This window comes from Micromonospora sp. NPDC003197, from assembly GCF_053590565.1.
On the sequence record NZ_JBSFTE010000003.1, the window covers coordinates 35,814 to 58,320 of the forward strand.

18 protein-coding genes and 1 pseudogene are annotated in these 22,507 nt (G+C 69.7%); 5 read left to right on the forward strand and 14 right to left on the reverse strand.

Features of this window, described 5'->3' with window-relative positions; translation table 11 throughout:
* Window positions 1-18: 18 nt before the first annotated feature.
* The 10 genes from glpK to ACWDV4_RS04200 form a co-directional block, all read right to left on the reverse strand.
* Window positions 19-1,512 (reverse strand): glycerol kinase GlpK, encoded by a 1,494-nt coding sequence (gene glpK / locus ACWDV4_RS04155; RefSeq protein ID WP_449974740.1) that lies wholly within the window; start codon window positions 1,510-1,512, stop codon window positions 19-21.
* On the reverse strand, window positions 1,512-3,164 hold the full coding sequence (locus ACWDV4_RS04160) for a glycerol-3-phosphate dehydrogenase/oxidase (RefSeq protein WP_449974741.1): 1,653 nt from the start codon (window positions 3,162-3,164) through the stop codon (window positions 1,512-1,514). The genes glpK and ACWDV4_RS04160 overlap by 1 nt, the downstream gene beginning before the upstream one ends.
* Window positions 3,165-3,216: 52 nt before the next feature.
* Window positions 3,217-4,236, reverse strand: a complete 1,020-nt coding sequence (locus tag ACWDV4_RS04165; RefSeq protein ID WP_449974743.1) for a DUF2804 domain-containing protein — start codon at window positions 4,234-4,236, stop codon at window positions 3,217-3,219.
* Entirely contained in the window at window positions 4,229-5,680 is a 1,452-nt protein-coding gene (locus ACWDV4_RS04170; protein ID WP_449974744.1) for an NAD-dependent succinate-semialdehyde dehydrogenase, read from the reverse strand. The genes ACWDV4_RS04165 and ACWDV4_RS04170 overlap by 8 nt, the downstream gene beginning before the upstream one ends.
* A 121-nt stretch (window positions 5,681-5,801) precedes the next feature.
* Complete coding sequence (locus ACWDV4_RS04175; RefSeq protein ID WP_449974745.1) at window positions 5,802-6,458, reverse strand: GntR family transcriptional regulator; 657 nt, start codon at window positions 6,456-6,458, stop codon at window positions 5,802-5,804.
* A gap of 10 nt (window positions 6,459-6,468) precedes the next feature.
* Window positions 6,469-7,632 carry a mandelate racemase/muconate lactonizing enzyme family protein gene (locus ACWDV4_RS04180; RefSeq protein WP_449974747.1) on the reverse strand — a complete coding sequence of 388 codons (1,164 nt, stop codon included), beginning with the start codon at window positions 7,630-7,632 and terminating at the stop codon, window positions 6,469-6,471.
* A gap of 36 nt (window positions 7,633-7,668) precedes the next feature.
* Complete coding sequence (locus ACWDV4_RS04185) at window positions 7,669-8,541, reverse strand: carbohydrate ABC transporter permease (RefSeq protein WP_449974748.1); 873 nt, start codon at window positions 8,539-8,541, stop codon at window positions 7,669-7,671.
* A complete protein-coding gene (locus ACWDV4_RS04190; RefSeq protein ID WP_449974749.1) occupies window positions 8,535-9,503 on the reverse strand; it encodes a carbohydrate ABC transporter permease in 969 nt (322 codons plus the stop codon). The genes ACWDV4_RS04185 and ACWDV4_RS04190 overlap by 7 nt, the downstream gene beginning before the upstream one ends.
* 14 nt (window positions 9,504-9,517) lie before the next feature.
* Window positions 9,518-10,900 carry an ABC transporter substrate-binding protein gene (locus tag ACWDV4_RS04195; protein WP_449974750.1) on the reverse strand — a complete coding sequence of 461 codons (1,383 nt, stop codon included), beginning with the start codon at window positions 10,898-10,900 and terminating at the stop codon, window positions 9,518-9,520.
* Between the two features lie 60 nt (window positions 10,901-10,960).
* On the reverse strand, window positions 10,961-12,088 hold the full coding sequence (locus tag ACWDV4_RS04200; protein ID WP_449974752.1) for a zinc-binding dehydrogenase: 1,128 nt from the start codon (window positions 12,086-12,088) through the stop codon (window positions 10,961-10,963).
* Window positions 12,089-12,425: 337 nt separating this feature from the next.
* Here ACWDV4_RS04200 and ACWDV4_RS04205 point away from each other — a divergent pair, with 337 nt between their 5' ends.
* Complete coding sequence (locus ACWDV4_RS04205) at window positions 12,426-12,881, forward strand: GbsR/MarR family transcriptional regulator (protein ID WP_449974753.1); 456 nt, start codon at window positions 12,426-12,428, stop codon at window positions 12,879-12,881.
* A 93-nt stretch (window positions 12,882-12,974) separates the two neighbouring features.
* Here the strand turns inward: ACWDV4_RS04205 and ACWDV4_RS04210 are convergent, their stop codons facing one another.
* Window positions 12,975-13,418, reverse strand: a complete 444-nt coding sequence (locus tag ACWDV4_RS04210) for a hypothetical protein (RefSeq protein WP_449974755.1) — start codon at window positions 13,416-13,418, stop codon at window positions 12,975-12,977.
* Between the two features lie 97 nt (window positions 13,419-13,515).
* Here ACWDV4_RS04210 and ACWDV4_RS04215 point away from each other — a divergent pair, with 97 nt between their 5' ends.
* Window positions 13,516-14,478 (forward strand): GlxA family transcriptional regulator, encoded by a 963-nt coding sequence (locus ACWDV4_RS04215; protein ID WP_449974756.1) that lies wholly within the window; start codon window positions 13,516-13,518, stop codon window positions 14,476-14,478.
* 54 nt (window positions 14,479-14,532) lie between these two features.
* Here ACWDV4_RS04215 and ACWDV4_RS04220 read toward each other — a convergent pair whose 3' ends face one another.
* Complete coding sequence (locus tag ACWDV4_RS04220; RefSeq protein ID WP_449974757.1) at window positions 14,533-15,390, reverse strand: CPBP family intramembrane glutamic endopeptidase; 858 nt, start codon at window positions 15,388-15,390, stop codon at window positions 14,533-14,535.
* A gap of 227 nt (window positions 15,391-15,617) precedes the next feature.
* On the opposite strand from ACWDV4_RS04220, the gene ACWDV4_RS04225 reads away from it, so the two are divergent.
* Complete coding sequence (locus ACWDV4_RS04225; protein WP_449974759.1) at window positions 15,618-16,514, forward strand: CPBP family intramembrane glutamic endopeptidase; 897 nt, start codon at window positions 15,618-15,620, stop codon at window positions 16,512-16,514.
* Window positions 16,515-16,571: 57 nt separating this feature from the next.
* On the opposite strand, the gene ACWDV4_RS04230 is transcribed toward ACWDV4_RS04225, so the two are convergent.
* Window positions 16,572-17,687: an epoxide hydrolase family protein gene (locus ACWDV4_RS04230; protein WP_449974760.1), complete on the reverse strand. Its 1,116-nt coding sequence runs from the start codon at window positions 17,685-17,687 to the stop codon at window positions 16,572-16,574.
* A gap of 62 nt (window positions 17,688-17,749) precedes the next feature.
* On the opposite strand from ACWDV4_RS04230, the gene ACWDV4_RS04235 reads away from it, so the two are divergent.
* Window positions 17,750-18,721, forward strand: a complete 972-nt coding sequence (locus ACWDV4_RS04235; protein ID WP_449974762.1) for a helix-turn-helix transcriptional regulator — start codon at window positions 17,750-17,752, stop codon at window positions 18,719-18,721.
* A gap of 90 nt (window positions 18,722-18,811) precedes the next feature.
* On the opposite strand, the pseudogene ACWDV4_RS04240 reads toward ACWDV4_RS04235, so the two are convergent.
* A pseudogene (locus ACWDV4_RS04240) lies at window positions 18,812-19,879 on the reverse strand (acyltransferase family protein); the annotation flags it as partial.
* Window positions 19,880-20,077: 198 nt separating this feature from the next.
* Here ACWDV4_RS04240 and lon point away from each other — a divergent pair.
* Window positions 20,078-22,429, forward strand: coding sequence for an endopeptidase La (gene lon, locus ACWDV4_RS04245; protein WP_449974764.1), 2,352 nt, complete (start codon window positions 20,078-20,080; stop codon window positions 22,427-22,429).
* Window positions 22,430-22,507: the final 78 nt, after the last annotated feature.

Consider the following 22,507-nt stretch of genomic DNA (forward strand, 5'->3'; position numbering starts at 1 on the left):
TCGCCTCGCTGCGCTCGCTCATACCGACCACTCTCGTACAGCGGCGACAGCTCGCCGCCAGCGCTGGTGCGCCTCGTCGCGGTCGTCGGCACCAGCACCGGCACCGGTACCGGCGGTGAACTCCCGATCCAGGTGCCAGCGCTTGGTGATCTCGTCGGTACTGTCCCAGACCCCGGTGGCCAGGCCAGCCAGGTAGGCCGCGCCGAGCGCCGTGGTCTCGGTGATGGTGGGCCGGCGCACCGGCAGGCCGAGCTGGTCGGCCTGCAACTGGCAGAGCAGGTTGTTGACGGCGGCCCCGCCGTCGACGGTGAGCCCGGTCAGCGGATGCCCGGTGCACCGGGCCATCGCGTCGGTCACGTCCCGCACCTGGAAGGCGATCGCGTCCAGGGTGGCCCGGGCGACGTGGGCTCGGGTGGTGCCCCGGGTGAGCCCGAACATCGCCCCCCGGGCGTACGGGTCCCAGTCCGGAGCACCGAGCCCAGTCAGGGCCGGTACGAAGACCAGCCCGCCCGAGTCGGGCACGCTGGCGGCCAGCGGCTCGATCTCGGCGGCAGACGGAATCACGCCGAGCCCGTCGCGTAGCCACTGCACCGCCGCCCCGGTCACGAAGATCGACCCTTCCAGGGCGTACGTGGTGGGCTGACCGTCGAGCTGCCAGCCGACCGTGGCGACCAGCCCGAAGTCCGGTTCGGCGATCTTCGTGCCGGTGTTGACCAGCACGAACGAGCCGGTGCCGTAGGTGCACTTGGAGCTGCCGACGGTGAAGCAGGTCTGCCCGAACAGGGCGGACTGCTGGTCACCGACGAGCGCCGCCACCGGCAGGTCCAGCCCGAGGAAGGCGTCCGGGTCGGTCCGTCCGATCACCGCGTTGCTGGCGACGATCTCCGGCAACGCCGACCGGGGTACGTCGAACAGCGCACACAGCTCGTCCGACCAGTCCCCCTCGGCCAGGTCGAAGAGGAGGGTTCGGGAGGCGTTGGACGGGTCGGTGACGTGCACCCGGCCACCGGTGAGCCGGGCGGCGAGGTAACTGTCGACCGTACCGATGGCGGTCCGACCGGCCCGTACGTCAGCCCAGGTGGCCGGCTCCTCGGCGGCCAGCCAGGCGAGCTTGGTGGCCGAGAAGTACGGGTCGAGCCGCAGCCCGGTCCGGGCGGTGATCAGCGATTCGTGCCCGTCGGCGCGCAGCCGCTCGCACAGTTGCGCCGAACGGCGGTCCTGCCACACGATCGCCGGCCGGGGTGCGGCCAGCGTCTGCCGGTCCCAGAGGACCACAGTCTCCCGCTGGTTGGTGATCCCGATGCAGGTCGGGGTGGTCGGGGCGGCGGCGAGCGCCGAAGCGCTCGCCGCCCGTACCGCGTCCCAGATGCTCTCCGGGTCGTGTTCGACCCAGCCGGGCCGGGGGAAGAGTTGCGGGAACTCCTGGTATCCCCGGGCCACCACCGTGCCGTCGGGGTCGATGACGACCGCGGTGACCCCGGTGGTGCCGGCGTCGATGGCGAGTACGGCCATCAGGCCACCCCGACCAGCGCGGCCCGGTTGGAGCCGGTGGTCCGCCGGTAGCAGCCCGCCTCCCGCTCGATCCAGTCGTGGTCTTGGCCCAGCGCCTCGGCCATCAGGGTGGCCACCTCGTCGGCCGCGTCGGCAGCCCCGTCGACCGTCTCCAGGCCGGCGTGGCTGCGCCGCAGCAGCACGTCCTCGACGGCGAGCGCGCCCTCGTGGCGTACCGCGTGGGTGACCTCGGCCCGCAGCAGCCCGCCGGCTCCGGCGACCGGCCGCAGGCCCGTCTCGTCGGCCCCGGCGAGCACGTCGGTGACCGCCGTACCGTGCCGACGCAGCAGGTCGTCGATGGTGCCGGCGGTCAGATTGTGCTCGCGGGCGAGGAGCCCGCGCCGGTTCCACAGGGCTTGGAACCCGTCGGCTCCGACCAGCGGCAGCCGGTCGGTGCAGGACGGCGGGTAGCCGCCGCCGAGCCGGTCCACCACCGCGTCGACCGCGTCCTTGGCCATCACCCGGTACGTGGTGAGTTTGCCTCCGGCGATGGCCAGGCACCGGCTGTCGATGTTGGCCACCACGTGTTCCCGGCTGAGCTTGGCGGTGTCGGCGGTGCCGGCCCTGTCGACCAGTGGGCGGAGCCCGGCGTAGACGCCGACCACGTCGGCGCGTTCCAGCGGCCGGCGTAGCCACCGGTTGACCTGGTTGAGTAGGAAGGTGATGTCGTCCCCGTCGGCGGCGACGTCCCGCAGGTCACCCGAGTACGGCGTGTCGGTGGTGCCGACCAGCACGGTCGAGCCGACCGGGATGATGAACAGCACGCTGCGGTCGGTACGGGTGATCACCGCCCGGTCGACTCGCAGCGCCGACTTCGGCACCACCAGGTGTACGCCCTTGGAGGCGCGAACCCGCAGCACCTCCCGTCCGACGAGCCGCTGTACCTCGTCGGTCCAGACGCCGGAGGCGGCGAGCACCTGCCGGGCCTGGATGGTGCTCTCGGCACCGGTCAGTTCGTCGCGGACGGTGACCTGGGCCCTGTCCGGACCGGAGGTGTAGCCGACGGCGCGGACCCGGGTGGCGATGACCGCCCCTTCCCGGGCGGCGGTACGGGCGACGGCGAGGGTGAGTCGGGCGTCGTCGACCTGGCCGTCGTCGTATTCGAGCGCGCCGGTGGTCAGCTCGGCGCGCAGCGCGGGCATGGTCCGGGAGAGGCCGCGTCGGCTGAGGTGCCGGTGGATGCGGAAGACCCGTTCGGCCTTGCCGGAGGGGAGTTGCCCCATGCCGTCGTAGAGGCTGAGTCCGGCTCCGATGTAGGCCCGTTCCCACACCCGGTGGGTCAGTGGCAGGACGAACGGCAGCCGGCGGACCAGGTGCGGGGCGAGTCGCCCGCCGAGCAGGCCGCGTTCCCGTAGCGCCTCGCGGACCAGCCCGAATTCGAGTTGTTCGAGGTAGCGCACGCCGCCGTGTAGCAGTCGGCTGGACCGGCTGGAGGTGCCGCCGCCGAGGTCACCGGCCTCGACCAGGGCGACGCGCAGGCCCCGGGACGCCGCGTCCAGGGCTGCGCCGGTGCCGGTGATGCCGCCGCCGACGATGAGCAGGTCGTAGGTTCCTTCTTCCAGTGCCGCCAGTGTCGCGGGCCGCCGAGCGGCGTCGATCATTCCGCTGTCCACGTCCAGGTCCTTTCCGCAGAATATAGAATCTGTCTGCCGGTAAAGCTCGGCGTCACCATCGGCGCCGGACCTCCTCGGCCCAGCCGAGCAGCCCGTCGACCGGGATCCGCTCGCCCTCGTCAGTTACCACGTGCCCCGAGTAGTGCCCAAAGACCTGGTGCTCGGCGCTCTCCACCACCAGCCAACTGCTGTACGCGGCCCGGTCGTGGAACGGGGTGAAGGTCAGATCGACCCGCTTACCCACCATCCGCCACGGGGCCAGCCAGTCGTGGCTGTCGTAGTACCAGGTCAGCTCGTCACCGATCTTGTGGAGCCGACCATCCACCCGGATCGCGTTCTCCGTCATCCCGGTGCCGACCGTCCACTTGCCACCGATCTGCAACCCGATCTCCCGACCGTGGCACCGGCCACTGGCCGCACCCCAGTTCCAGACGATCGAGTACGGCCACCGGCCCCGCCCGTGGTCCAACGTCGCGTACGCGGTGTCCGGGTCGAACTCGTACGCCTGCCCGTCGGCCACCACCCGGCCCTGCGCCCGTAGACAGTTGTCCTTGCGGGTGTACTGGAACGTCCGGTCGTCCCACGGCACCACCACGCCCAGCGACTCGTGCCCATCGGGCCGGTCCACCAGCAGGTCGACCGAGAGCCGCTCCGACCGGGCACGCAGCCGGGTGCCCGACGGCGTCTCGTCGAAACCGAGCGCGATCTTCCGGCCCCGGGCGCGTACCCCACCCTCGCCGGAGATCGTCGGCATCGGCGCGCCGAGCGGCAGCACGTGCCGCTCGGCGACCTGGATCTCCTGGTCGGTGGCGAAGTCCAGGAAGAACGCGGCATAGGTGACCCGGTAGTCGGCGTGCGAGATGTTCACCGCGACCAGGTGGGTCGGGGTGGTCACACACCAGTACTCGAACCGCTTGTTCCGGCCCCAGCCGCGCAGGTTGGCCCGGTGCAGCGGCTGGCGGGTCCAGCCCACCGCGTCCGGGTTCAGCCGACCGTCGAGCAGACACAGGTCCACCCGACTGGTGATCTCCCGCTCGTGCGTCAGGTGATCGTCGGCGAGTTGCTTATCCATCGAGTTCCACCGCCAGGTACTTGTAGTCGAGGTAGTGCTCGACGCCGTGGTGGCCGCCCTCGCGGCCGTACCCGCTGCCCTTGATCCCACCGAACGGACCCTGCGGCGCGGCGAAGTTGCCGCCGTTTACCGAGACCATGCCGAAGCGCAGCGCCTCGGCCGTACGCATCACCCGGGACAGGTTCTGGCTCCACAGGTAGGAGGCCAGGCCGTACGAGGTGTCGTTGGCGCGGGTCAGCGCCTCCTCGTCGGACTCGAAGGTGAGCAGCGGCGCGACCGGACCGAAGGTCTCGTCGTTGCTGATCACCATCTCGTCGGTCACCCCGGTGAGCACGGTCGGGGTGTGGAAACTGCCCCCGGCGTACGACTCACCGCTGGGCCGGTCCCCACCGGTCAGCACCTTCGCGCCCCGGTCCAGGGCGTCCGCCACGTGGGTGGCCACCTTGTCCACCGCCGCCACGTTGATCAGCGGCCCGATCCGGGTGCCCTCGGTCAGCCCGTTGCCCACCGGCAGCGCCGCCGTACGCTCGGCCAGCAGCCGGCCGAACTCCTCGGCCACCGACGCGTGGACGTAGATCCGGTTCGGCGAGGTGCAGGCCTGCCCGGCGTTGTAGAACTTCGACCGGGCCACGCCCGCCGCCGCCTTCTCCAGGTCGGCGTCGGCGAAGACCAGCACCGGAGCGTGCCCGCCCAACTCGACCGACATCCGCTTCACGTCCGGTGCGCTCGCCGCGATCAGCAGCTTGCCGACCCGGGTCGAACCGGTGAAGGAGACCTTGCGGACCTCGGGCGCGGCCATGAAGACCTCGGTGACCTCGGCCGGCCGGGTGGTCGGCACGATGTTCACCACACCCGCCGGCAGCCCGGCCTCGGCGCATGCCTCGGCCACGGCCAGCGCGGAGAACGGGGTCAGCTCGGAGGGCTTGAGCACCACCGTGCAGCCGGCGGCCAGCGCCGGACCGATCTTCCGGGTCACCATGGATAGCGGGAAGTTCCACGGGGTGATCGCGGCGACCACGCCCACCGGCTCCGGCAGCAGCCAGATCCGGGAAGTGGCCGAGGTGGCGGGGATCGTCTCGCCGTACAGCCGCCGGGTCTCCTCCGCCGACCAGAACATGTGCTCGGCACCGGAGAGCACCTCGGCGCGCGCCTCGGCCAGCGGCTTGCCCTGCTCCCGGGTCATCGTCTCGGCGATCTCGTCGGCCCGCCGGGTGAGCACCGCGCCGACCGCGCGCAGCTTGTCGGCCCGCAGGTGGGCCGGGAGTGCCCGCCACCCGGTCAGCGCCCGGGTCGCCGCCTCGACCGCTGCCTTCGCCTCGGCCGCCCCGGCGTCGACCACCGTGCCGAGTACGGCGCCGGTGGCCGGCTCCCGTACCTCGAACACCGCGCCGCCGGCCGGCTCGCACCACTCGCCGTCGATGTAGGCCCGTCCCACGTCACTCATACGCTCTCCTATCAATCGGCCTGTCGGCCGCAGTGCAGTCTCTTGTTGGCGGCAGCTCAGCCCTGGTAAGCGGCCGCCGGCCGCAGCTCAAGCCCTGGTAAGCGGCCTGCCGGCCGCAAGTTCAACCTTGGTTCTGCATGCCTTGCAGCAGGGCCTCCATGCCGGCCTGCTCGTGCTCGCGGACGAGTTGCGCGGCGCGGGCATAGTCCTTGGCCACGATCGCGTCCCGGATCGCGAGGTGCTCGGCGTGCGACTCGGGCAGCCGCCACGGCACGAAGCGGAAGCCGTACTTGGCCCCCTCGGTACGCGACCAGAGCGAGGTCAGCATCCGGTTGATCACCGTCGTTTGGGGCGTGTCCGAGAGCAGCGCGTGAAACCGCCGGTTGAGCTTGGAGAACGCGTCGACGTCCCGCTCGGCCACCACCGGCTCGCACTCGTGCAGTACCGCGTCGATCTCGGCGATTCGCTCCGCTGAGTACGACGAGCCGCCCAACTCGATGGCGAGACCGCCCAGCGCCCCTCGGATGCCGTAGATCTCCTGGACGTTGTCCAGCCCGACACTGGCGACCACCGCGCCGACGTGTGGACGCAGCACCAGCCACTCGTCGGCGACCAGCGACTTGATCGCCTCCCGGACCGGGGTCTCGCTGATGCCCAGCGCCTCGGAGACGATCCGGGCGACGATCCGGCTCCCGGGCGGTGCCTCACCCGACATGATCAGCCGCTTTATGTGGCTGATGGCGATGTCGGACTTCATCTGGAAGGTGTCGGTGGCCACCGGTGTCCCCTCACACTCGCTGCACGGTCAGCTGGTCGATCGCCGCCCGGTCCAATGTGACGCCGAGGCCGGGCGCGCTCGGCAGCCGTACGGCACCGGTGGCCGGGTCGGGCAGCAGCGGCTCGGCCAGCATCACCTGGAAGACCTCCGGCACGATGACCGGCGGGTCGTACGGGTACTCCAGCCATTCGCAGGACGGCAGCGATGCGCAGAGCTGGAGGTTGCCGGCGACGCCCAGCCCAGTCGCCCACGCGTGCGGAATGATCCGCCGGTGTCGCGCGGCGACCATGGTGCCGAACTGCCGCAGGGCATGGATCTCCTCGCTCTCGTTGGCGTCGGGCTGGTAGATATCGAAGCAATCATCTTCCAGCAGCCGGACCAGTTCGGCGAAGCCCCGGTTGTGTTCGCCACCGGAGATCGGCACCGGCGACTCGGCGGTCAGCCGGCGCTGCGCCCGATAGTCGTGCCGGGGTAGCGGCTCCTCCAACCAGGCGACGTCCAGATCGGACAACTCCCGGGCGGTGGTCAGGGCCCGCTCGTACGACCACATCAGCCGGCTGCCGTCCGGTGCGTAGCGCCACCGGGAGGCCGCCTGGTTGGCGTCGACCGCCAGCATGATGTCCGGGCCGACCGCCTCCCGGACGGCGGCGACCTGGCGTAGGTCCTCGGCCACCGTCGCCGAGTGGACCCGCAGTTTGATGCCCCGGAAGCCGGCCGCCACCGCCGCCACCGCGTCGTCGACCCGTTGCGCGGGGTCGCGTACCTCGCCGAAGCTGGCGTACGCCGGGACCTCGTCGGAGGTCCCACCCCACAGTTGGTAGAGCGGCCGACCGCAGGCCTTGCCGACCGCGTCCCAGACCGCGACCCCGACCACCCACGGGCGGGGGAAGAAGTACTGCGCGACGTAACGCAGCCGGTTGGCGATGTGTTCGGTGGCGAACAGGTCGTGGCCGACCAGCAGCGGCCGGATCACGTCCCGGATCGTGGCGAGCAGCAGCGGACCGGAGCCGTGCCCCATGTCGCCGCCGGAGACCCCGACCACGCCGGAATCGGTCTCCACCTCGACCACTACCGCCGCCATCGTCCGATGTGTGCCCTCCGGCGCCCACGACGGTACGAACGGTCGGGGGTAGGGGATCTCGATCAGCGAGGCACGGACATCCCGAATCTTCATGCTTCCCGCCACCTTCTGAGGGGCCGACCTCGGGCGTCAGCCCTTGGTCGCGCCCTCCGCCAAGCCCTTGATCAGCCACTTCTGCACGAACAGCGCGAACACCACCACCGGGATGACGGTGAGCGTGCCGACCGCGGTCAGCGGGCCCCACATCGCGCCCTGCTCGGTGTCGGCGGCCATGCCGGCGATGGCCACCGGGATCGTCGCCGCGTTGCGGTTGGTCAGGACCAGCGCGAACAGCAACTCCTCCCAGGCCAGGATGATGCTGAAGATCAGCGTCGAGATCAGACCGGGCAGGCTGCACGGCACGATGATCCGGAAGAAGGCGCCCAGCCGGGACGCGCCGTCCAGCATTGCCGACTCCTCCAGCTCCTTCGGCAGCGCCAGGAAGAACGACCGCATCAGCCACATCACGTACGGGATCAGGAACGTGCAGTACGCCAGGATCAGCGTGATGTGCTGGTCGGTGAGGTTGAACCGGCGGGCGACCAGGAACATCGGCACGGCCAGGGCGATCGGCGGCACACCCCGCGAGGCGAGGATCAGCGCGCCGATCAGCCCGCCACCCCGGATCGGCAACCGGGCCAGGGCGTACCCGGCCATCGCCCCGGCGACGATCGACAACAGGCCCGACCCGAGCGCGACGATGATCGTGTTGACCATGCGCGGGCCGATTTCGGCCTGTGCGAAGTAGCTGGTGTAGTTCTCCCAGGTGACGGTGCTGAACCAGCGCGGCGGACTGGCGAAGATGTCCCGGGGCAACTTCAGCGAGGTGCTGATCATCCACAGCACCGGGAACAGGAACACCAGCGTCGCGAAGATCGAGCCGCCGATGCGTAGGCCGCGCCCGAGTCGACCGTGCCGGGCCCGGCCGCGAGTGGCGGGAGGCGCCGCCGTCGTGGTCACCATCGGTTCTCCAGATAACGGTTGAGGCGCAGGAACAGGAAGGTCAGCAGCATGGTGATGGCGAGTACGAGGGTCGCCATCGACGAGGCCGTGCCGAACTCCAGGCCACGGAACGCCTTCTCGTAGATGTAGAGGTTGACCACGTTGGTCACCTGGCCCGGTCCACCCTTGGTGGCGGCGAGCGCGATGTCGAACATCTTCACCGCGCCGAGCCAGCGCACGATGAACGCGGCGAGGATGACCGGGGTGAGCAGCGGCAGGGTGACCTTGCGCAGGGTGGCGAACCAGCCCGCGCCATCGACCTTGGCTGCCTCGAACACGTCACCGGGCAGCGACATGATGCCGGCGGACGCGATCAGTACGACGAACGGCGTCCACCGCCAGGTGTCGATGAGCACCAGGCTCACCATGGCCAGGGTGGGGTCGGCCAGCCAGTTGATCGGATCGATGCCGACCAGACCGAGCAGGTAGTTGACGAAGCCCCACATCGGGTCGAGCAGCATCTTCCACACGCCACCGGCCACCACCGGGACGACCACCATCGGGATCAGGAAGAGCGCCCGCAGTACGCCCCGACCCCGCCACTCGGCGTTGAGCAGGAAGGCGATGCCGAAGCCCAGGATCATCTGCAACGGCAGCGCCAGGACCAGGTAGATACCGGTGACCTTCAGCGAGTTGAGGAACCCGGGATCCTCCAGGACGGTCCGGTAGTTGAGCCACCCCACGTTCTCGGCCGGGGTGAAGGTGGCCAGATCCAGCTCGGAGAAGCTGATCTGGATCGTGTAGAAGAGCGGGTAGGCCAGCACCGCCACCAGGATGATCAGCGCCGGGGCGAGGAACAGCCACCGGCCGCCGATGTCCTTCAGGCGGTCACCGATCGGCCGACGCCGAGGGGACATGTCCGCCGGGGCGGTGGGGGGCGCGACCGCGCTCCCCACCGCCTCCGTCTCAGTCTTGGTAGACACCTGATGCTCCGCGCTCAGTAGCCCTTGGACTTCAGCAACTTGTTGATCTCGTCCTCGGCGTTCTTCAACGCCTGCGCCGCGGTGACCTGCCCGGACACCGCCAGGCTGTGCTGGGTCGCCAGGATCTGCTGGATGGCGTCGGACTCGGGGAGCTTCGGCCGCCACATCTTGCCCTTGTCGATGGCGACGTAGCCGTCGGCGATGGCCTTGAAGACCGGGGCCAGCCAGGCCTGCTCCGGGGTGGCGGAGAGGGTCGACTTACGCGCCGGGAAGACGCCCAGGTTGTTGGCGTGCCACTTCTCGCCCTCCTTGGAGGAGAGCCACTGGAGCAGCGTCCAGGCGGCCTCGGCCTGCTTGCTCTTCTTCGCCACGGCACCGGTCCACATACCCCGGTGCGCGCCCGCGCTCTGCGTACCGACCGGCATCACCTGGATGCCGACCTCCTCCGGCTTGAGGGTGGTGGTCTTCGGGTCGATCGCGGTGCCCTTGTAGACGCTGCCCCACATGAACATGGTGGCCGTCTTGCCCTGCCGGAACGCCTCCAGCGGCTCGTTGAACTGGTAGGTGGCCGCGCCGGGCGGGGCGTACTTGAGCAGGTCGATATGGGTTTGCAGGGCGGCGACACCCTCCGGGGTGTTGAACGCCGGCTTGTTGTTGTCGTCGAGCAGCTGACCACCGTTGCTGTTGAGGATGGTCTGCCAGATCGTCGGGGTCAGCGGGTCCTTGGTCCAGTAGGTGCCCACCGCCCAGGCGTCGGGCTTGCCGTCACCGTTGGTGTCCCGCACCAGCTTGGGCGCCTGCTCCAGGTACTGCTGCCAGGTCAGCTCGGGTGTGGGCTCGGCCAGGCCGGCCTTGGAGTAGAGCGTCTTGTTGTAGAACATCAGCAGCACGTTGGAGCGCAGCGGTACGGCGTACTGCTTGCCCTTCCACTCACCGGCGGCCAGTGGTCCGGTGTTGAAGTCGTCCCAGTCGTAGTCGGACTTGGTGTACTTGCCCAGCTCGTCCTTGAGGTCGGCCAGACCACCGGTCTTGGCCAACTGCGGGATCCACGGATCGTCGGCGATGATGATGTCGTACGTCGGGTCCGGAGCGGTCAGCTCCAGCATCTCCTTGGCGAGCAGGTCGCCGTAGGGCACCCCGTCGATGGTGACCTTGATGTGCGGGTAGAGCTTGTTGAACTCCGGCACCATCTGGTCCTGCCACTGCCGCGCGAAGGCGTCATTGGCGATCATCCGGATGGAGACCGGCTTCTCGGCGGTGCCCACACCGCCGCCGGTGACACCGTCGTCGTCGCCGGATCCGCAGGCGGCCAGGGAGAGCGCGACGGTGGCGGCCAGGCCACCGGCCAGGACCGCTCTGCGGGTCGTGCCGCGCGTGGCGCGGGGAAGGCTACGCACAGGTAACCCCTCTCAAGGGAATTGTTTTCACTGGGGGATGGGTGTTGCCGGGGCCGTCGTCTACCGGGACGGGTCGATGGCGATCTTCACGACATCGCTCCCGTTCAGCTGATAGCCCGTACTGAGTGAGCGCAGTGCCAGCTCCACGTCCCGCAGTGGGACGCGGTGCGAGACCACTCGGGCGAAGGGCAGACTGTCCCGGCCGAGGATCTCCAGGGCGCGCAGGTAACGCGCCTGCATGTCGGGGCCGGCGCCGTAGACGCCGGCGATGGTGATGTCCCGCCGGAGCAGATCGGTGTACGGGTTGAACGCCGTCGTACCCCGGTCGGTGAAGTTGCCCAGTTCGGCGAGGGTGCCGCCGTCGGCGACGTAGCCGATCGCCTCGGCGAATCCGGCGGGGGAACCGCTGCATCCGACGACGGCGGTGGCGCCGGTCCCGCCGAGCGCGTCGCGTACTGCCGCGTGTCGGGGGGCGCCGGGGTCGAGGACGCTGATGTCGACCACCGCGTCGGCACCCAACTCTGCTGCGAGGGCGAGCCGGCTGGCGTTGCCGTCCACGGCGACCACGCGGGCGGCCCCGGCGGCTCGGGCGGCGGCGACGACCATCAGGCCGATGGCCCCGACGCCCTGCACCACCACGGTCGAGCCGAGCCCGATGTTGGCTCGGTGGAGGCCGTGCAGCGCCACCGACATGGGCTCGGCCAGGATCGCGACCTCGGGCGGCAGTTTGGTGCGGTAGAAGACGGTTCCCGGGTTGGCCAGGTGGAGGTATTCGGCGAAGCCGCCGGTGAGTGACGGTCCGACTTCGACTGGTGACTTGAATCCGTACGACTGGGGTTTTTGCCGGCACTGGCCGGGGCGGCGCAGCACCACGCACTCGTAGCAGGTGCCGCAGCTGGTCGCCGGAAAGACGCCGATCCGGTCGCCGACGGCGACCGGGCGACCGGCGAAGTCCCGGTCCAGGCCGGGGCCGAGTGCGGTGATGGTGCCGACGATCTCGTGCCCCAGTAGGGCCGGGAAGGTGATGCTCGGTAGGCGGCCGTGGAAGACGTGGGCATCGGTGCCGCAGATGCCGCACAGTTCGACCCGGATTACCGCTTCGCCCGGGCCGGGGGTGGGTACCGGATAGTCACGGATTTCCACCGGTCCATCGGGGCCGGTGACGATCGCCGCGCGGGAGGTTGCCATCACCATCGCCTCCGCCTCTCACTCCGGTTCTACATTCTGGATTCCATAGAATGTGGAGACCGTAACGTGCCGGCAATAAACTGTCTACCCCTGGACCAGGGCCGGTTGGTCGGCATCGACGCAGCTCAGGGTGGTGCGACCGAGCCGAAGTGGCCGCCGTGACGGGGCCCGGACTCCACCTACCCCGTCACGGGCGGACCGAGCGCACCAGGCCACCCGGCATCGTGCGCGCCGCCACAAGCAGACACAGTCGGCCGCGCCACCGATCCCCGACAGCGGCCATGGGCGCGATCCCCGAGAGGTTGCGGACTTCACGGAGTCCTTCACCGATCTCCTCGTGCAGCAGGGGCTGCCCCGGATGGTGGCCCGGGTGCTGGCCTGCCTGTACGTCACCGACTCCGGCAGCCTCACCGCCGCTGATCTGGTCCAGCGGCTTCGAGTCAGCCCGGCGTCGGTCTCACACGCGATCGCCTTCCTCGAACAACAGGGAATGGTCAAGCGGGAACGAGCACCCGGCGGGCGCCGCGAACGCTATGCCATCGGCGATGAGGTCTGGCTCCCGTCTCTTCTTGCCTCGTTGCAGATGAACGAGGCCCTGGTCGCCGCATCGCAGCGCGGAGCCGAGATTTTCGGGGCCACCACTGCGGCTGGTGCCCGCTTCGAGTCCTCCGCCGAACTTCTTCTCCTCATAAGCAAGGCATTCGGGCAGGTCATGGAGCAGTGGCAACAGAACCTGGCCGCCCGGAACTCCGGGCAACAGCTGCGCGACGGTCGGGGCGCTGCTCCGCCGTAGGGCCACTCCTGCACTGGTCGGTCCGGACCGGCAACGGTAGACCGGCCCGGACCGACAGCGGTGGCCCGACTCGACGGTGGTGGGTCGGAGCGGTCAGCCGCCCAGCCGGGTGACCGCGTACCCGAGGATGAGGATGCCCAAGATCATGTCCACGATCGTGCACAACTCCGAGTACCAGCGGGAGACCACCCGGTCGGCCCGGTAGTGGACGAGGTCCCACACCCCGTGCAGGAACCACGCCGCACCCGCCAGCCAGATCGCCACGTCGGACTGCCAGTACGCACTGATGGCCGCGATCGATCCGAAGACTGCGACGCCGATGAGCTGTAGGCCGATCCACTGCCGGCGTACCAGAGCCATGACGAGGTAGACACCCGCCAGAAACAGGAAGATCCAGCCCATAGGTGGGTTGTCGCCCCAGGGCGGCAGTCCGATGAGCAGTACGGCGCCGATCGCGGCGACCGAGACGAGCAGGTGCCGCAGCCAGGGACGGGACGTTGTCTTGTCAGGGGAAACCGAATTGGCGGTAGTGGTCATGCCACTCACGGTCCATCCAGGAAGTACGAAACCCAACGCCGCTGCCCCGCCATGTCCGGAAACCTGCGAACCCTGTCTGCTGGACTAATCTGGATCGATGACCGACCGTCGAGTGGTGGTTGTCGGATACGACGCCGCCGAACTGTTGGACATCGCCTGCGTTACGTCGACTTTCGCGGGTGCCAACCGGCTGGGCGCCGATCCGCCGTACCAGGTGCGGCTGGCGACCCCGGGCGGGCGGCCGATCACCTGCGACTCGGGGTTGGTCCTCGCTGCCCAGGAGACGCTGGAGCGGGTCAAGGGGCCGATCGACACCCTCGTTGTCTCGGGCGGCACCGGCCACGAGTGCTCGGCAGCCGACGAGCGCCTGGTCGGACACGTACGCCGGTTGGCGCGGGAGAGCCGACGGGTGACCTCGCTCTGCACCGGGGCGACCGTACTCGCTGCCGCCGGACTGCTCGACGGTCGCCGGGCGACCACGCACTGGCACTACGCCGCCCGGCTCGCGGCGCAGTACCCGCAGGTCGACGTCGACTCCGCGCCGATCTTCATCCGGGACGGGGTGGTCGCCACCGCCGCCGGGGTGACCAGTGCGTTGGACCTGACACTGGCGCTGATCGAGGAGGACCACGGGGCCGAACTCGCGCGTTGGGTGTCCCGGGTCCTGGTCACCTATCTACAGCGTCCGGGCAATCAGGCGCAGATGAGCATGTTCACCGCCGCGCCCGCTCCGCGTACCAGCCTGGTCCGGGACACCGTCGACCACGTGACCGGGAATCTGGCCAGTGACCTGCGCACGACGGCGTTGGCTCACCGGCTCTCGGTGAGCGCTCGCCACCTCACCCGGCTGTTCGTCGCCGACATCGGGCAGACGCCCGGCCAGTTCGTCCGGGCCACCCGGGTGGCCGCCGCCGCGCAACTGCTCAGCACCACCACGCTGCCGGTGGCAGCGGTCGCGAAGCGGTGCGGATTCGGTACGTCCGAAGCCCTGCGGCAGGCGTTCACCGACCAGTACGGCACCTCACCGACCCGGTTCCGGCTGGCCATGTCGCGTACCTGACAGGTTTGACCTGTTCAGTGCAGGGTTGACGTGCTCGGTGAAGGGGTGACCTGTTCAGTGGAGCAGGACCGGGATCAGGGGCAGCGAGTTGACCGCGCCGTGCACCACGATCAGGGCCCAGACGTTGCGGTACCGGGCCCAGAGATAGCCGACGAAGAGCCCGAACCCGCCGTTCCAGACGGTGATCGTGGCCAGGACCACCCAATGTGGACCAACGCCGATCCGGGACAGGTGCATGGCGGTGAAGAGCAACGAGGTGACCATGATTGCCGGCCACCGGCCCAGCAGCGCCTCCAGCCGGGTCTGGAGCAGCACCCGATAGAAGATCTCCTCGGCCACGCTCGCCGTCAGGAAGGTCAGCACCATGGCGGCGACCAGGAACCCCGTGTCGTACTGCGTGTAGCCGGACATGTCCCGATCCCCGGCGAGCGGGCTGTAGTAGAGCAGGTATCCCCAGGCCAGGATGGCGGGGATCGGCCCGAGCCAGTACGCCCAGCGGGGCAGCGCCGCGCGCTGGGCGGCGGCCCCGGCCGACGGTGCCCGCCAGATTCGCAGGGCCAGCCACGACCCGCCCAGCAGCAGTGTCACCTTCACCAGGCCGTACCAGTCGCCGAGGTCGACGACGAGTACGACCAGCGCGAACAGGACGGCGATCGCGGTCAGCGCCCGGCTCTGCCGAGCCACCGCCGGCCGGTCCGACCCGGCCAGCGGTGGCAACGCCGGCAGTCGGGCCGGGACCAGCCGGATCAGCACCATCGCCACCACGATCGGCAGCAGTACGGTGACCAGCGCGGTCGGCGGGGATTCGGCGTCGGCCGAGGTGCGGATCTCGGTACGCCCGGAGAGCAGCAGCGCTGCCAACGCCGTGCCGAAGATCAGTAAGCCGGTGCCGAGCAGGATTCGCGACCGCATCATCCGAGCGTGGCAGCCAGATCAGCGTCGATCCTCCGCACCGAGATCGATGTTGGGATACCTACTTCGATGGAGTTGGCCTGCGATCCCGGACGGGGCTGGTGCCTGCTCGGCGGTCGCCGGGTAGGTCCAGCCATACCCCGGGTTCGGGTACTGCGAGTAGTGCCTGAGGGGTGGTCCAACTGGTGTCCTGGCCGGGTGAATCAGTTCAACCATGAGGTACGGCCATGACCGCGCAGAGAAAGGGCCTCCCGGTATTCCTGGCGATTTCCTTCGGGGGCGCCTGGTCCTATCTGCTCGTTGCCCGACTGGTCTTCGACTGGTCGTTGGTCAACGCGCTGGTGCAACTCCCCTTTGCCTTCGCACCCGCCATCGCGGCGGTGGTCGTACGCCGTTGGGTCACCAGGGAGGGGTTCGGCGATGCCGGCCTCGCCCTGCGCCTGAGGCAGGGCTGGTGCTACTACCTGATCGCCTGGCTGGGCCCGCTGCTGCTGGTCGCGGCGACGGTTGGGCTGGCCGGTGCGCTCGGACTGTGGGACGGAGATTTGTCCTCATTGGACGAGCTGGCACCGGGTCTGCCGGGCTGGGCTGCGGTGCTTGCCCTGATGGCTGGGGTGCTCCTGCTCACGCCCTTCTACTGGGGTGAGGAGTTCGGCTGGACCAGCTATCTCCGGCTGCGCATATTCGTGGACCGGCCTCTGCTGTCGGTGACGGTGACCGGGCTGATCTGGGCGGTCTGGCACTATCCGCTGGCGTTCCTCGGCTACATCGAGTTCGACAACGTACTGCTCGGATTGTTGGTCTGGACAGTTTCGTTCCTGTGCCAGGAAATGATTCTGGCCTGGCTGCGGCTTCGCAGCGACAGCATCTGGGCACCGAGTCTGGCGCATGCTGGAAACAACATGGTCCTCTCGATGCTCACCGGAATGCTGCTGGCTGGTGGCGGGAAGATCGATGAAATCGGCCTGATCCTGCTCACCGCGGTGCCGATGGCGGCGATCTGCGGCTGGCTGCTGGTCAGCGGGCAGTTCACCCGGCAGTTCACCCGGCAGGCCGACCGGAGCCAGGTCGTCAACGATCGGACCGGACGCGGCCAGCCGGCGGAAATGGCGGAAGGGCACTGAGCAGCCGGCGGGGCCGGACCAGCGATCGCAGGTCCGGCCCCACCTCAGCGACATCGGTCAGCGCAGCCCGCCGTAGAAGGCACGCAGGTCGGTGGCGAGCGCGTCCGGCACGATGTGCGCGGCGTAGTGGCCACCCCGGTCGTACGAGTTCCAGTGCGTGATGTTCTTGTGGTCGCGTTCGGCGAAGGTGCGCATGGAGACGAAGTCACCGGCGAACATGGTCAGGCCGAGCGGGACCGTAGTCGGCTCTTTCGGGGCTTCGGCCTTGGCGTCCTCGTAGTAGAACCGGGTGGCCGAGGTGGCGGTGCCGGTCAGCCAGTAGAGCATCGTGTTGGTCAGGACGAAGTCGGCGTCGATGTCAGGGTCGTCGCCGAAGAGTTGCGAGTTCCAGCCGAGCAGCCCGGCCGGCGAGTCGAAGATCGCGTACGACAGGGTCTGCGGCTGCTGCGAGTGCAGGATGTTGAACGACATCTTGTTGTCGTTGAACCACTGGAGCACTTCCAGCCCCTTCAGCTCCTCCGGGGTGATCTTCTCGAACTCGGCCGGGTCGCCGGAGGGGAACGAGTAGATCTGCGTGACGTGCACACCGACGACGTGCTCGGGGTCGATCCGGCCCACCTCGGGGGAGACGAACGAGCCGCCGTCGTTGCCGACCGCGCCGTACCGGTCGTAGCCGAGTCGGCGCATCAGCTCCGCCCACGCCTTGGCGGTGCGGTACCGGTTCCAGCCCCGCTCCTTCGTCGGGCCGGAGAAACCGAAGCCGGGCAGGGACGGGATCACCAGGTGGAACGCCTGCTCTCCGTCGGCCGGGTTGGTGAGCGGCTCGATGACGTTCAGGTATTCCACGATGGAGCCCGGCCAGCCGTGGGTGAGGATCAGCGGCAGGGCGTCCTCGTGGGTGGAGCGGACGTGCAGGAAGTGGATGTTCTGTCCGTCGATCTCGGTGGTGAACTGCGGGTACTGGTTGAGCTTCGCCTCCCAGGCCCGCCAGTCGTACCCGGTGCGCCAGTAGTCGGCCAGCTTCTTGACGTAACCCACCGGGACGCCGTAGTCCCAGCCGACGCCGGGGAGTTCGTCCGGCCAGCGGGTCTCGTCGAGCCGGCGGTGCAGGTCGTCGAGGTCGGCCTGCGGGACGTCGATGCGGAACGGCTTGATCTCGGTGTTTGCGCTCATGACAGGAACACTACGGACCCTTCCGGACAGGCTCTGTCCTGAAGTTCTGGCAGACTGAAAACATGTTGGAGACCTCGGCGCGGCTGCTGCGCCTGCTGTCGTTGTTGCAGGCCCGGCGGGACTGGCCCGGTGCCGCCCTCGCCGAGCGGCTGAACGTGAGCGAACGGACCGTCCGTCGGGACGTCGACCGGCTACGCGACCTCGGCTATCCGGTGAACGCGACCCGGGGCACCGACGGTGGCTACCGCCTGGGTGCCGGCACCGCCATGCCACCGCTGCTGCTCGACGACGAAGAGGCGGTGGCGGTGGCGGTCGGGCTGCGCACGGCGGCCGGTGGCACCATCGCCGGCATCGAGGAAACCTCGGTACGCGCGCTCGCCAAGCTCGAACAGGTGCTGCCGGTACGGCTACGGCACCGGGTCAACGCGGTGCAGACGTACACCGAACCGGTGCCGGCGGACCGGCCGGGCCCGGTGGTGGACCCGGCCGTACTGACCGTGCTCGCGTCGGCCTGTCGGGACCAGGATCGGCTCCGGTTCGACTACCGCGCACACGACGGGTCGGCGGCGGTCCGGGCCGTCGAGCCGTACCGGCTGGTGTCCTGGGGACGTCGCTGGTATCTCGTCGCCTGGGACGTCGACCGCGAGGACTGGCGTACCTTCCGGGTGGACCGGATCCAACCGCGCACCCCGACCGGTCCGCGCTTCCCACCCCGCGACCCGCCCGAAGGCGGGGCTGCCGCGTACGTCGCCCGGGGCGCATCGGCCGCCGCCTGGCGATACCGGTCCCGGGTCGTCGTGCACGCCCCCGCTGAGGTGGTGACCAGCCGGATCAACCCTGCCGTCGGTGTGGTGGAGGCGGTGGACGAGCACACCTGCGTCCTACACACCGGCGCGGACCGGTTGGACAACCTCGCGGTGCACCTCGGTCTGCTCGACCTCGACTTCGACGTCACCGAGCCGCCGGAACTCGTCGCGTACCTGCGAACCCTGACCGCGCGCTACGCCCGATCCACCCCCGACACCGACCGATAGCGACCGACCGTGGCCGACCTTCACCGGCCGCCCGACCACTGCCGGCTGCCGGTTACCGGTCTGCTCGAACCGGCGGACCGCGAGGACCAGTACGGCCAGCGTGGCGGCCAGCACCGGGAACCAGCCGAGCCGGGCCAACACCCAGTTGCCACTCGTCGGCGCGTCACCCATGCCGGGGAGCGAGCCCACCCGGCGGGTGGCCTCGGCCACCACCACCAGCGCCGTGTTGTGCCAGCAGAAGATGCTCATCGCACTCACGTTGAGCGCGGTGACGATCGCCCACGGGGTCGGGCGGCGCAGCAGCCGCTCGAACCGGTCCCGCAGCAGCAGGGCGGCCCCGATCTGGGCCAGCGCCAGCGCCGGCACCAGCAGCGACGGCGGGTTGGAGTTGGACCGGTCGCTGCCCGGCACGCTGACGATGCTGATCGGATAGCGCGCCACGATCAGCAGGAACGCGAACAGGGCAACACCGCCGGCCAGCATCGACCAGGCCGCGCGCCGGCCGAGCCGGCCATGTGCCCAGGCGATGCCGAGCAGGTAGGCGAAGCCCCAGGCGGGCAGCGTGGTCAGGTAACCGAACCAGTCGGGCACCAGGTCCTGGCCGGGGCCGTACCGCACCAGGTCGACCAGGGCGACCGCACCGACACCGGCCAGCGCGGCGCGGACGCCGTACCGGTGGTCCAGCCGCATCAGGTACGGCGTGAGCATGGTGATCACCGCGTAGACGCCGATGAACCACAGCGGCTGGAAGAAGAGCACCACCAGGGTACGCAGCGTGCCGCTCGGCACCCCGCCGATGGCCGCCCCCACCAGCAGTACGCCCATGAGCCCGACCCCGACCAGCACCGGCGTGCCCAACCGGCGCATCCGTACGCCCACCCAGTCCCGATCGGACTGGCCGCGTCGACGGGCCCGGGCCAGGCTGCGGGCGCACGAGTAGCCGCCGACCAGGAAGAAGATGCCGAGCATCTGCAACAGCCAGGTCGACGGTTGCAGCCACGACAGATAGCGCATCGGGCTGTCGATTCGTAGTGCGCCGGTCGAGTCGGCGACCAGCGCCCCGACCAGCCAGTGCCCGCCGACGACACCAAGGATCGCCAGCGCGCGTAGTCCGTCCACCACCCTGTCCCGGTCCATCCGAGCCTCCCCGTTCGGCATGCCATCGACGGTAGGAATTTCGTCGGGTCGGAACGATCCCGCTCACCGGCCAATCGCTGGTGGGGCCTACCCCACCCGTAAGGGGAGGGCAGGCCGGTCATCGGGCGCTGACTGTGACGTGGATCGCATCGAGGAACATCGGGCTGCGGGTGGAACTTGAGTCTTACACGCTCAACTCGACGTGATAGCAGGTGTTCGATGTCAACTCTTCCGGTTCTGCCCCTGGTCGACGAAGTCCTGTTGCCCGGCATGGTCATCCCGGTGACCCTCGACCCGACCACCCAGGCCGCCGTCGACGCCGCCCGCGCGACCGGCGACAAGCAGCTCCTGGCCGTACCCCGGGTCGACGGGGAGTACGGCTCGGTCGGCGTGGTCGCCACCATCGAAAAGGTCGGCCGACTACCCAGCGGTGAACCCGCCGCCGTGATCCGTGGCCTGTCCCGGGCCCGCATCGGGTCCGGCGTACCCGGGCCCGGTGCCGCGCTTTGGGTGGAGGCCAGCGAACTCGACGAGCCGGCACCCGCCGGCCGGGCCAAAGAACTGGCCCGCGAATACCGCGCCCTGATGACCTCGGTCCTCCAGGAGCGGGGGGCCTGGCAGGTCATCGACGCGATGGAACGAATGACCGACCTCTCCGAACTGGCCGACTCGGCCGGCTACGCGCCCTGGCTCACCCTCGACCAGAAGATCGAACTGCTCGGCGCGCCGGACGTCACCGCGCGCCTCGAACTGCTGGTCGGCTGGGTCCGCGACCACCTCGCCGAGCAGGAAGTCACCGAGCAGATCAACTCCGACGTCCGGGAGGGGCTGGAGAAGTCCCAACGGGAATTCCTGCTCCGCCAACAGCTCGCCGCCATCCGCAAGGAACTGGGCGAGGACGAGCCGGACGGCTCCGCCGACTACCGGGCCCGGGTCGAGGCCGCCGACCTGCCCGAGAAGGTACGCGAGGCGGCGCTACGCGAGGTCGGCAAACTGGAGCGGGCCAGCGACGCCTCCCCGGAGGCGGGCTGGATCCGTACCTGGTTGGACACGGTGCTGGAGATGCCGTGGTCGACGCGTACCGAGGACAACACCGACCTGGCGCAGGCGCGGGCGGTGCTCGACGCCGACCACGCCGGCCTGGCCGACGTGAAGGACCGCATCCTGGAATACCTGGCGGTGCGCAACCGGCGGGCGGCGCGCAACCTGAGCGTCGTCGGCGGGCGCGGCTCCGGTGCGGTGCTCGCCCTGGGTGGCCCGCCCGGCGTCGGCAAGACCAGCCTCGGCGAGTCGGTTGCCCGTGCGCTCGGCCGCAAGTTCGTCCGGGTGTCGCTCGGCGGCATCCGCGACGAGGCCGAGATCCGCGGCCACCGCCGGACGTACGTCGGTGCGCTGCCCGGCCGGATCGTCCGGGCGCTGCGCGAAGCCGGCTCGATGAACCCGGTCGTGCTGCTCGACGAGGTCGACAAGATCTCCGCCGGCTACGCCGGTGACCCGGCCGCAGCCCTGCTCGAAGTCCTCGACCCGGCGCAGAACCACACCTTCCGGGACCACTACCTGGAGGTCGACCTCGACCTGTCCGACGTGTTGTTCCTGGCCACCGCCAACGTGATCGACGCTATCCCCGGCCCCCTGCTGGACCGGATGGAACTGGTCACACTCGACGGCTACACCGAGGACGAGAAGGTCGCCATCGCCCGTGACCACCTGCTGCCCCGGCAGATCGAGCGGGCCGGGCTCACCGCCGACGAGGTGAGCATCACCGACGAGGCGCTGGCCCGGATCGCCGCCGAACACACCCGGGAAGCCGGCGTACGCCAGCTCGAACGCGCCCTGGCCCGGATCCTGCGCAAGGTCGCGGTCGGGCTGGCCACCTCCGACGAGCCGGTACGCGTCGACGTCGACGACCTCGCCGGCTACCTCGGACGGCCCAAGTTCACGCCCGAATCGGCCGAGCGGACCGCCGTACCCGGGGTGGCGACCGGGCTGGCGGTGACCGGTGCCGGTGGCGACGTGCTCTTCATCGAGGCGACCAGCATGGACGGCGAGCCGGGGTTGACCCTGACCGGTCAACTCGGCGACGTCATGAAGGAGTCGGCGCAGATCGCCCTCTCCTACCTGCGCTCGAATGGCCGCAAGCTGGGCTTGGACCCGAACGCGCTGGCCGGACGGCGGATCCACCTGCACGTGCCAGCGGGTGCGGTCCCCAAGGACGGGCCGAGCGCGGGCATCACCATGGTCACCGCGCTCGCCTCGCTGGTCACCGGCCGGGCGGTACGCCCCGAGTTCGGCATGACCGGCGAGGTGACCCTGGCTGGTCGGGTGCTGCCGATCGGTGGGGTGAAGCAGAAGCTGCTCGCCGCACACCGGGCTGGCCTGACCGAGGTCATCATTCCGGCGCGCAACGAGCCGGACCTGGACGACTTGCCGGCCGAGGTACGCGAGGCGTTGACCATCCACACCCTGGCCGACGTGGCCGACGTACTGGCCCTGGCCCTGCGTCCCGCCGAACCTCTCGGCACGGCCGAGCCGGCCAGCCCAGCCGACGCCCCCACCCTCACCGCCGCCTGAGGTGTAAGGCTGAGGTGTAAGGAAGGGCCCCTTCCTATCGTTTTTTGTATAGGAAGGGGCCCTTCCTAACACCGAACC

Bases quoted from the DNA above. Each gene is read 5' to 3' on its own strand.
- glpK (WP_449974740.1), bottom strand. From the start codon at position 1,512: ATGGCCGTACTCGCCATCGACGCCGGCACCACCGGGGTCACCGCGGTC.
- ACWDV4_RS04165 (WP_449974743.1), bottom strand. From the start codon at position 4,236: ATGGATAAGCAACTCGCCGACGATCACCTGACGCACGAGCGGGAGATC.
- ACWDV4_RS04170 (WP_449974744.1), bottom strand. From the start codon at position 5,680: ATGAGTGACGTGGGACGGGCCTACATCGACGGCGAGTGGTGCGAGCCG.
- ACWDV4_RS04180 (WP_449974747.1), bottom strand. From the start codon at position 7,632: ATGAAGATTCGGGATGTCCGTGCCTCGCTGATCGAGATCCCCTACCCC.
- ACWDV4_RS04185 (WP_449974748.1), bottom strand. From the start codon at position 8,541: ATGGTGACCACGACGGCGGCGCCTCCCGCCACTCGCGGCCGGGCCCGG.
- ACWDV4_RS04200 (WP_449974752.1), bottom strand. From the start codon at position 12,088: ATGGCAACCTCCCGCGCGGCGATCGTCACCGGCCCCGATGGACCGGTG.
- ACWDV4_RS04210 (WP_449974755.1), bottom strand. From the start codon at position 13,418: ATGACCACTACCGCCAATTCGGTTTCCCCTGACAAGACAACGTCCCGT.
- ACWDV4_RS04215 (WP_449974756.1), top strand. From the start codon at position 13,516: ATGACCGACCGTCGAGTGGTGGTTGTCGGATACGACGCCGCCGAACTG.
- ACWDV4_RS04220 (WP_449974757.1), bottom strand. From the start codon at position 15,390: ATGCGGTCGCGAATCCTGCTCGGCACCGGCTTACTGATCTTCGGCACG.
- ACWDV4_RS04225 (WP_449974759.1), top strand. From the start codon at position 15,618: ATGACCGCGCAGAGAAAGGGCCTCCCGGTATTCCTGGCGATTTCCTTC.
- ACWDV4_RS04230 (WP_449974760.1), bottom strand. From the start codon at position 17,687: ATGAGCGCAAACACCGAGATCAAGCCGTTCCGCATCGACGTCCCGCAG.
- ACWDV4_RS04235 (WP_449974762.1), top strand. From the start codon at position 17,750: ATGTTGGAGACCTCGGCGCGGCTGCTGCGCCTGCTGTCGTTGTTGCAG.
- lon (WP_449974764.1), top strand. From the start codon at position 20,078: ATGTCAACTCTTCCGGTTCTGCCCCTGGTCGACGAAGTCCTGTTGCCC.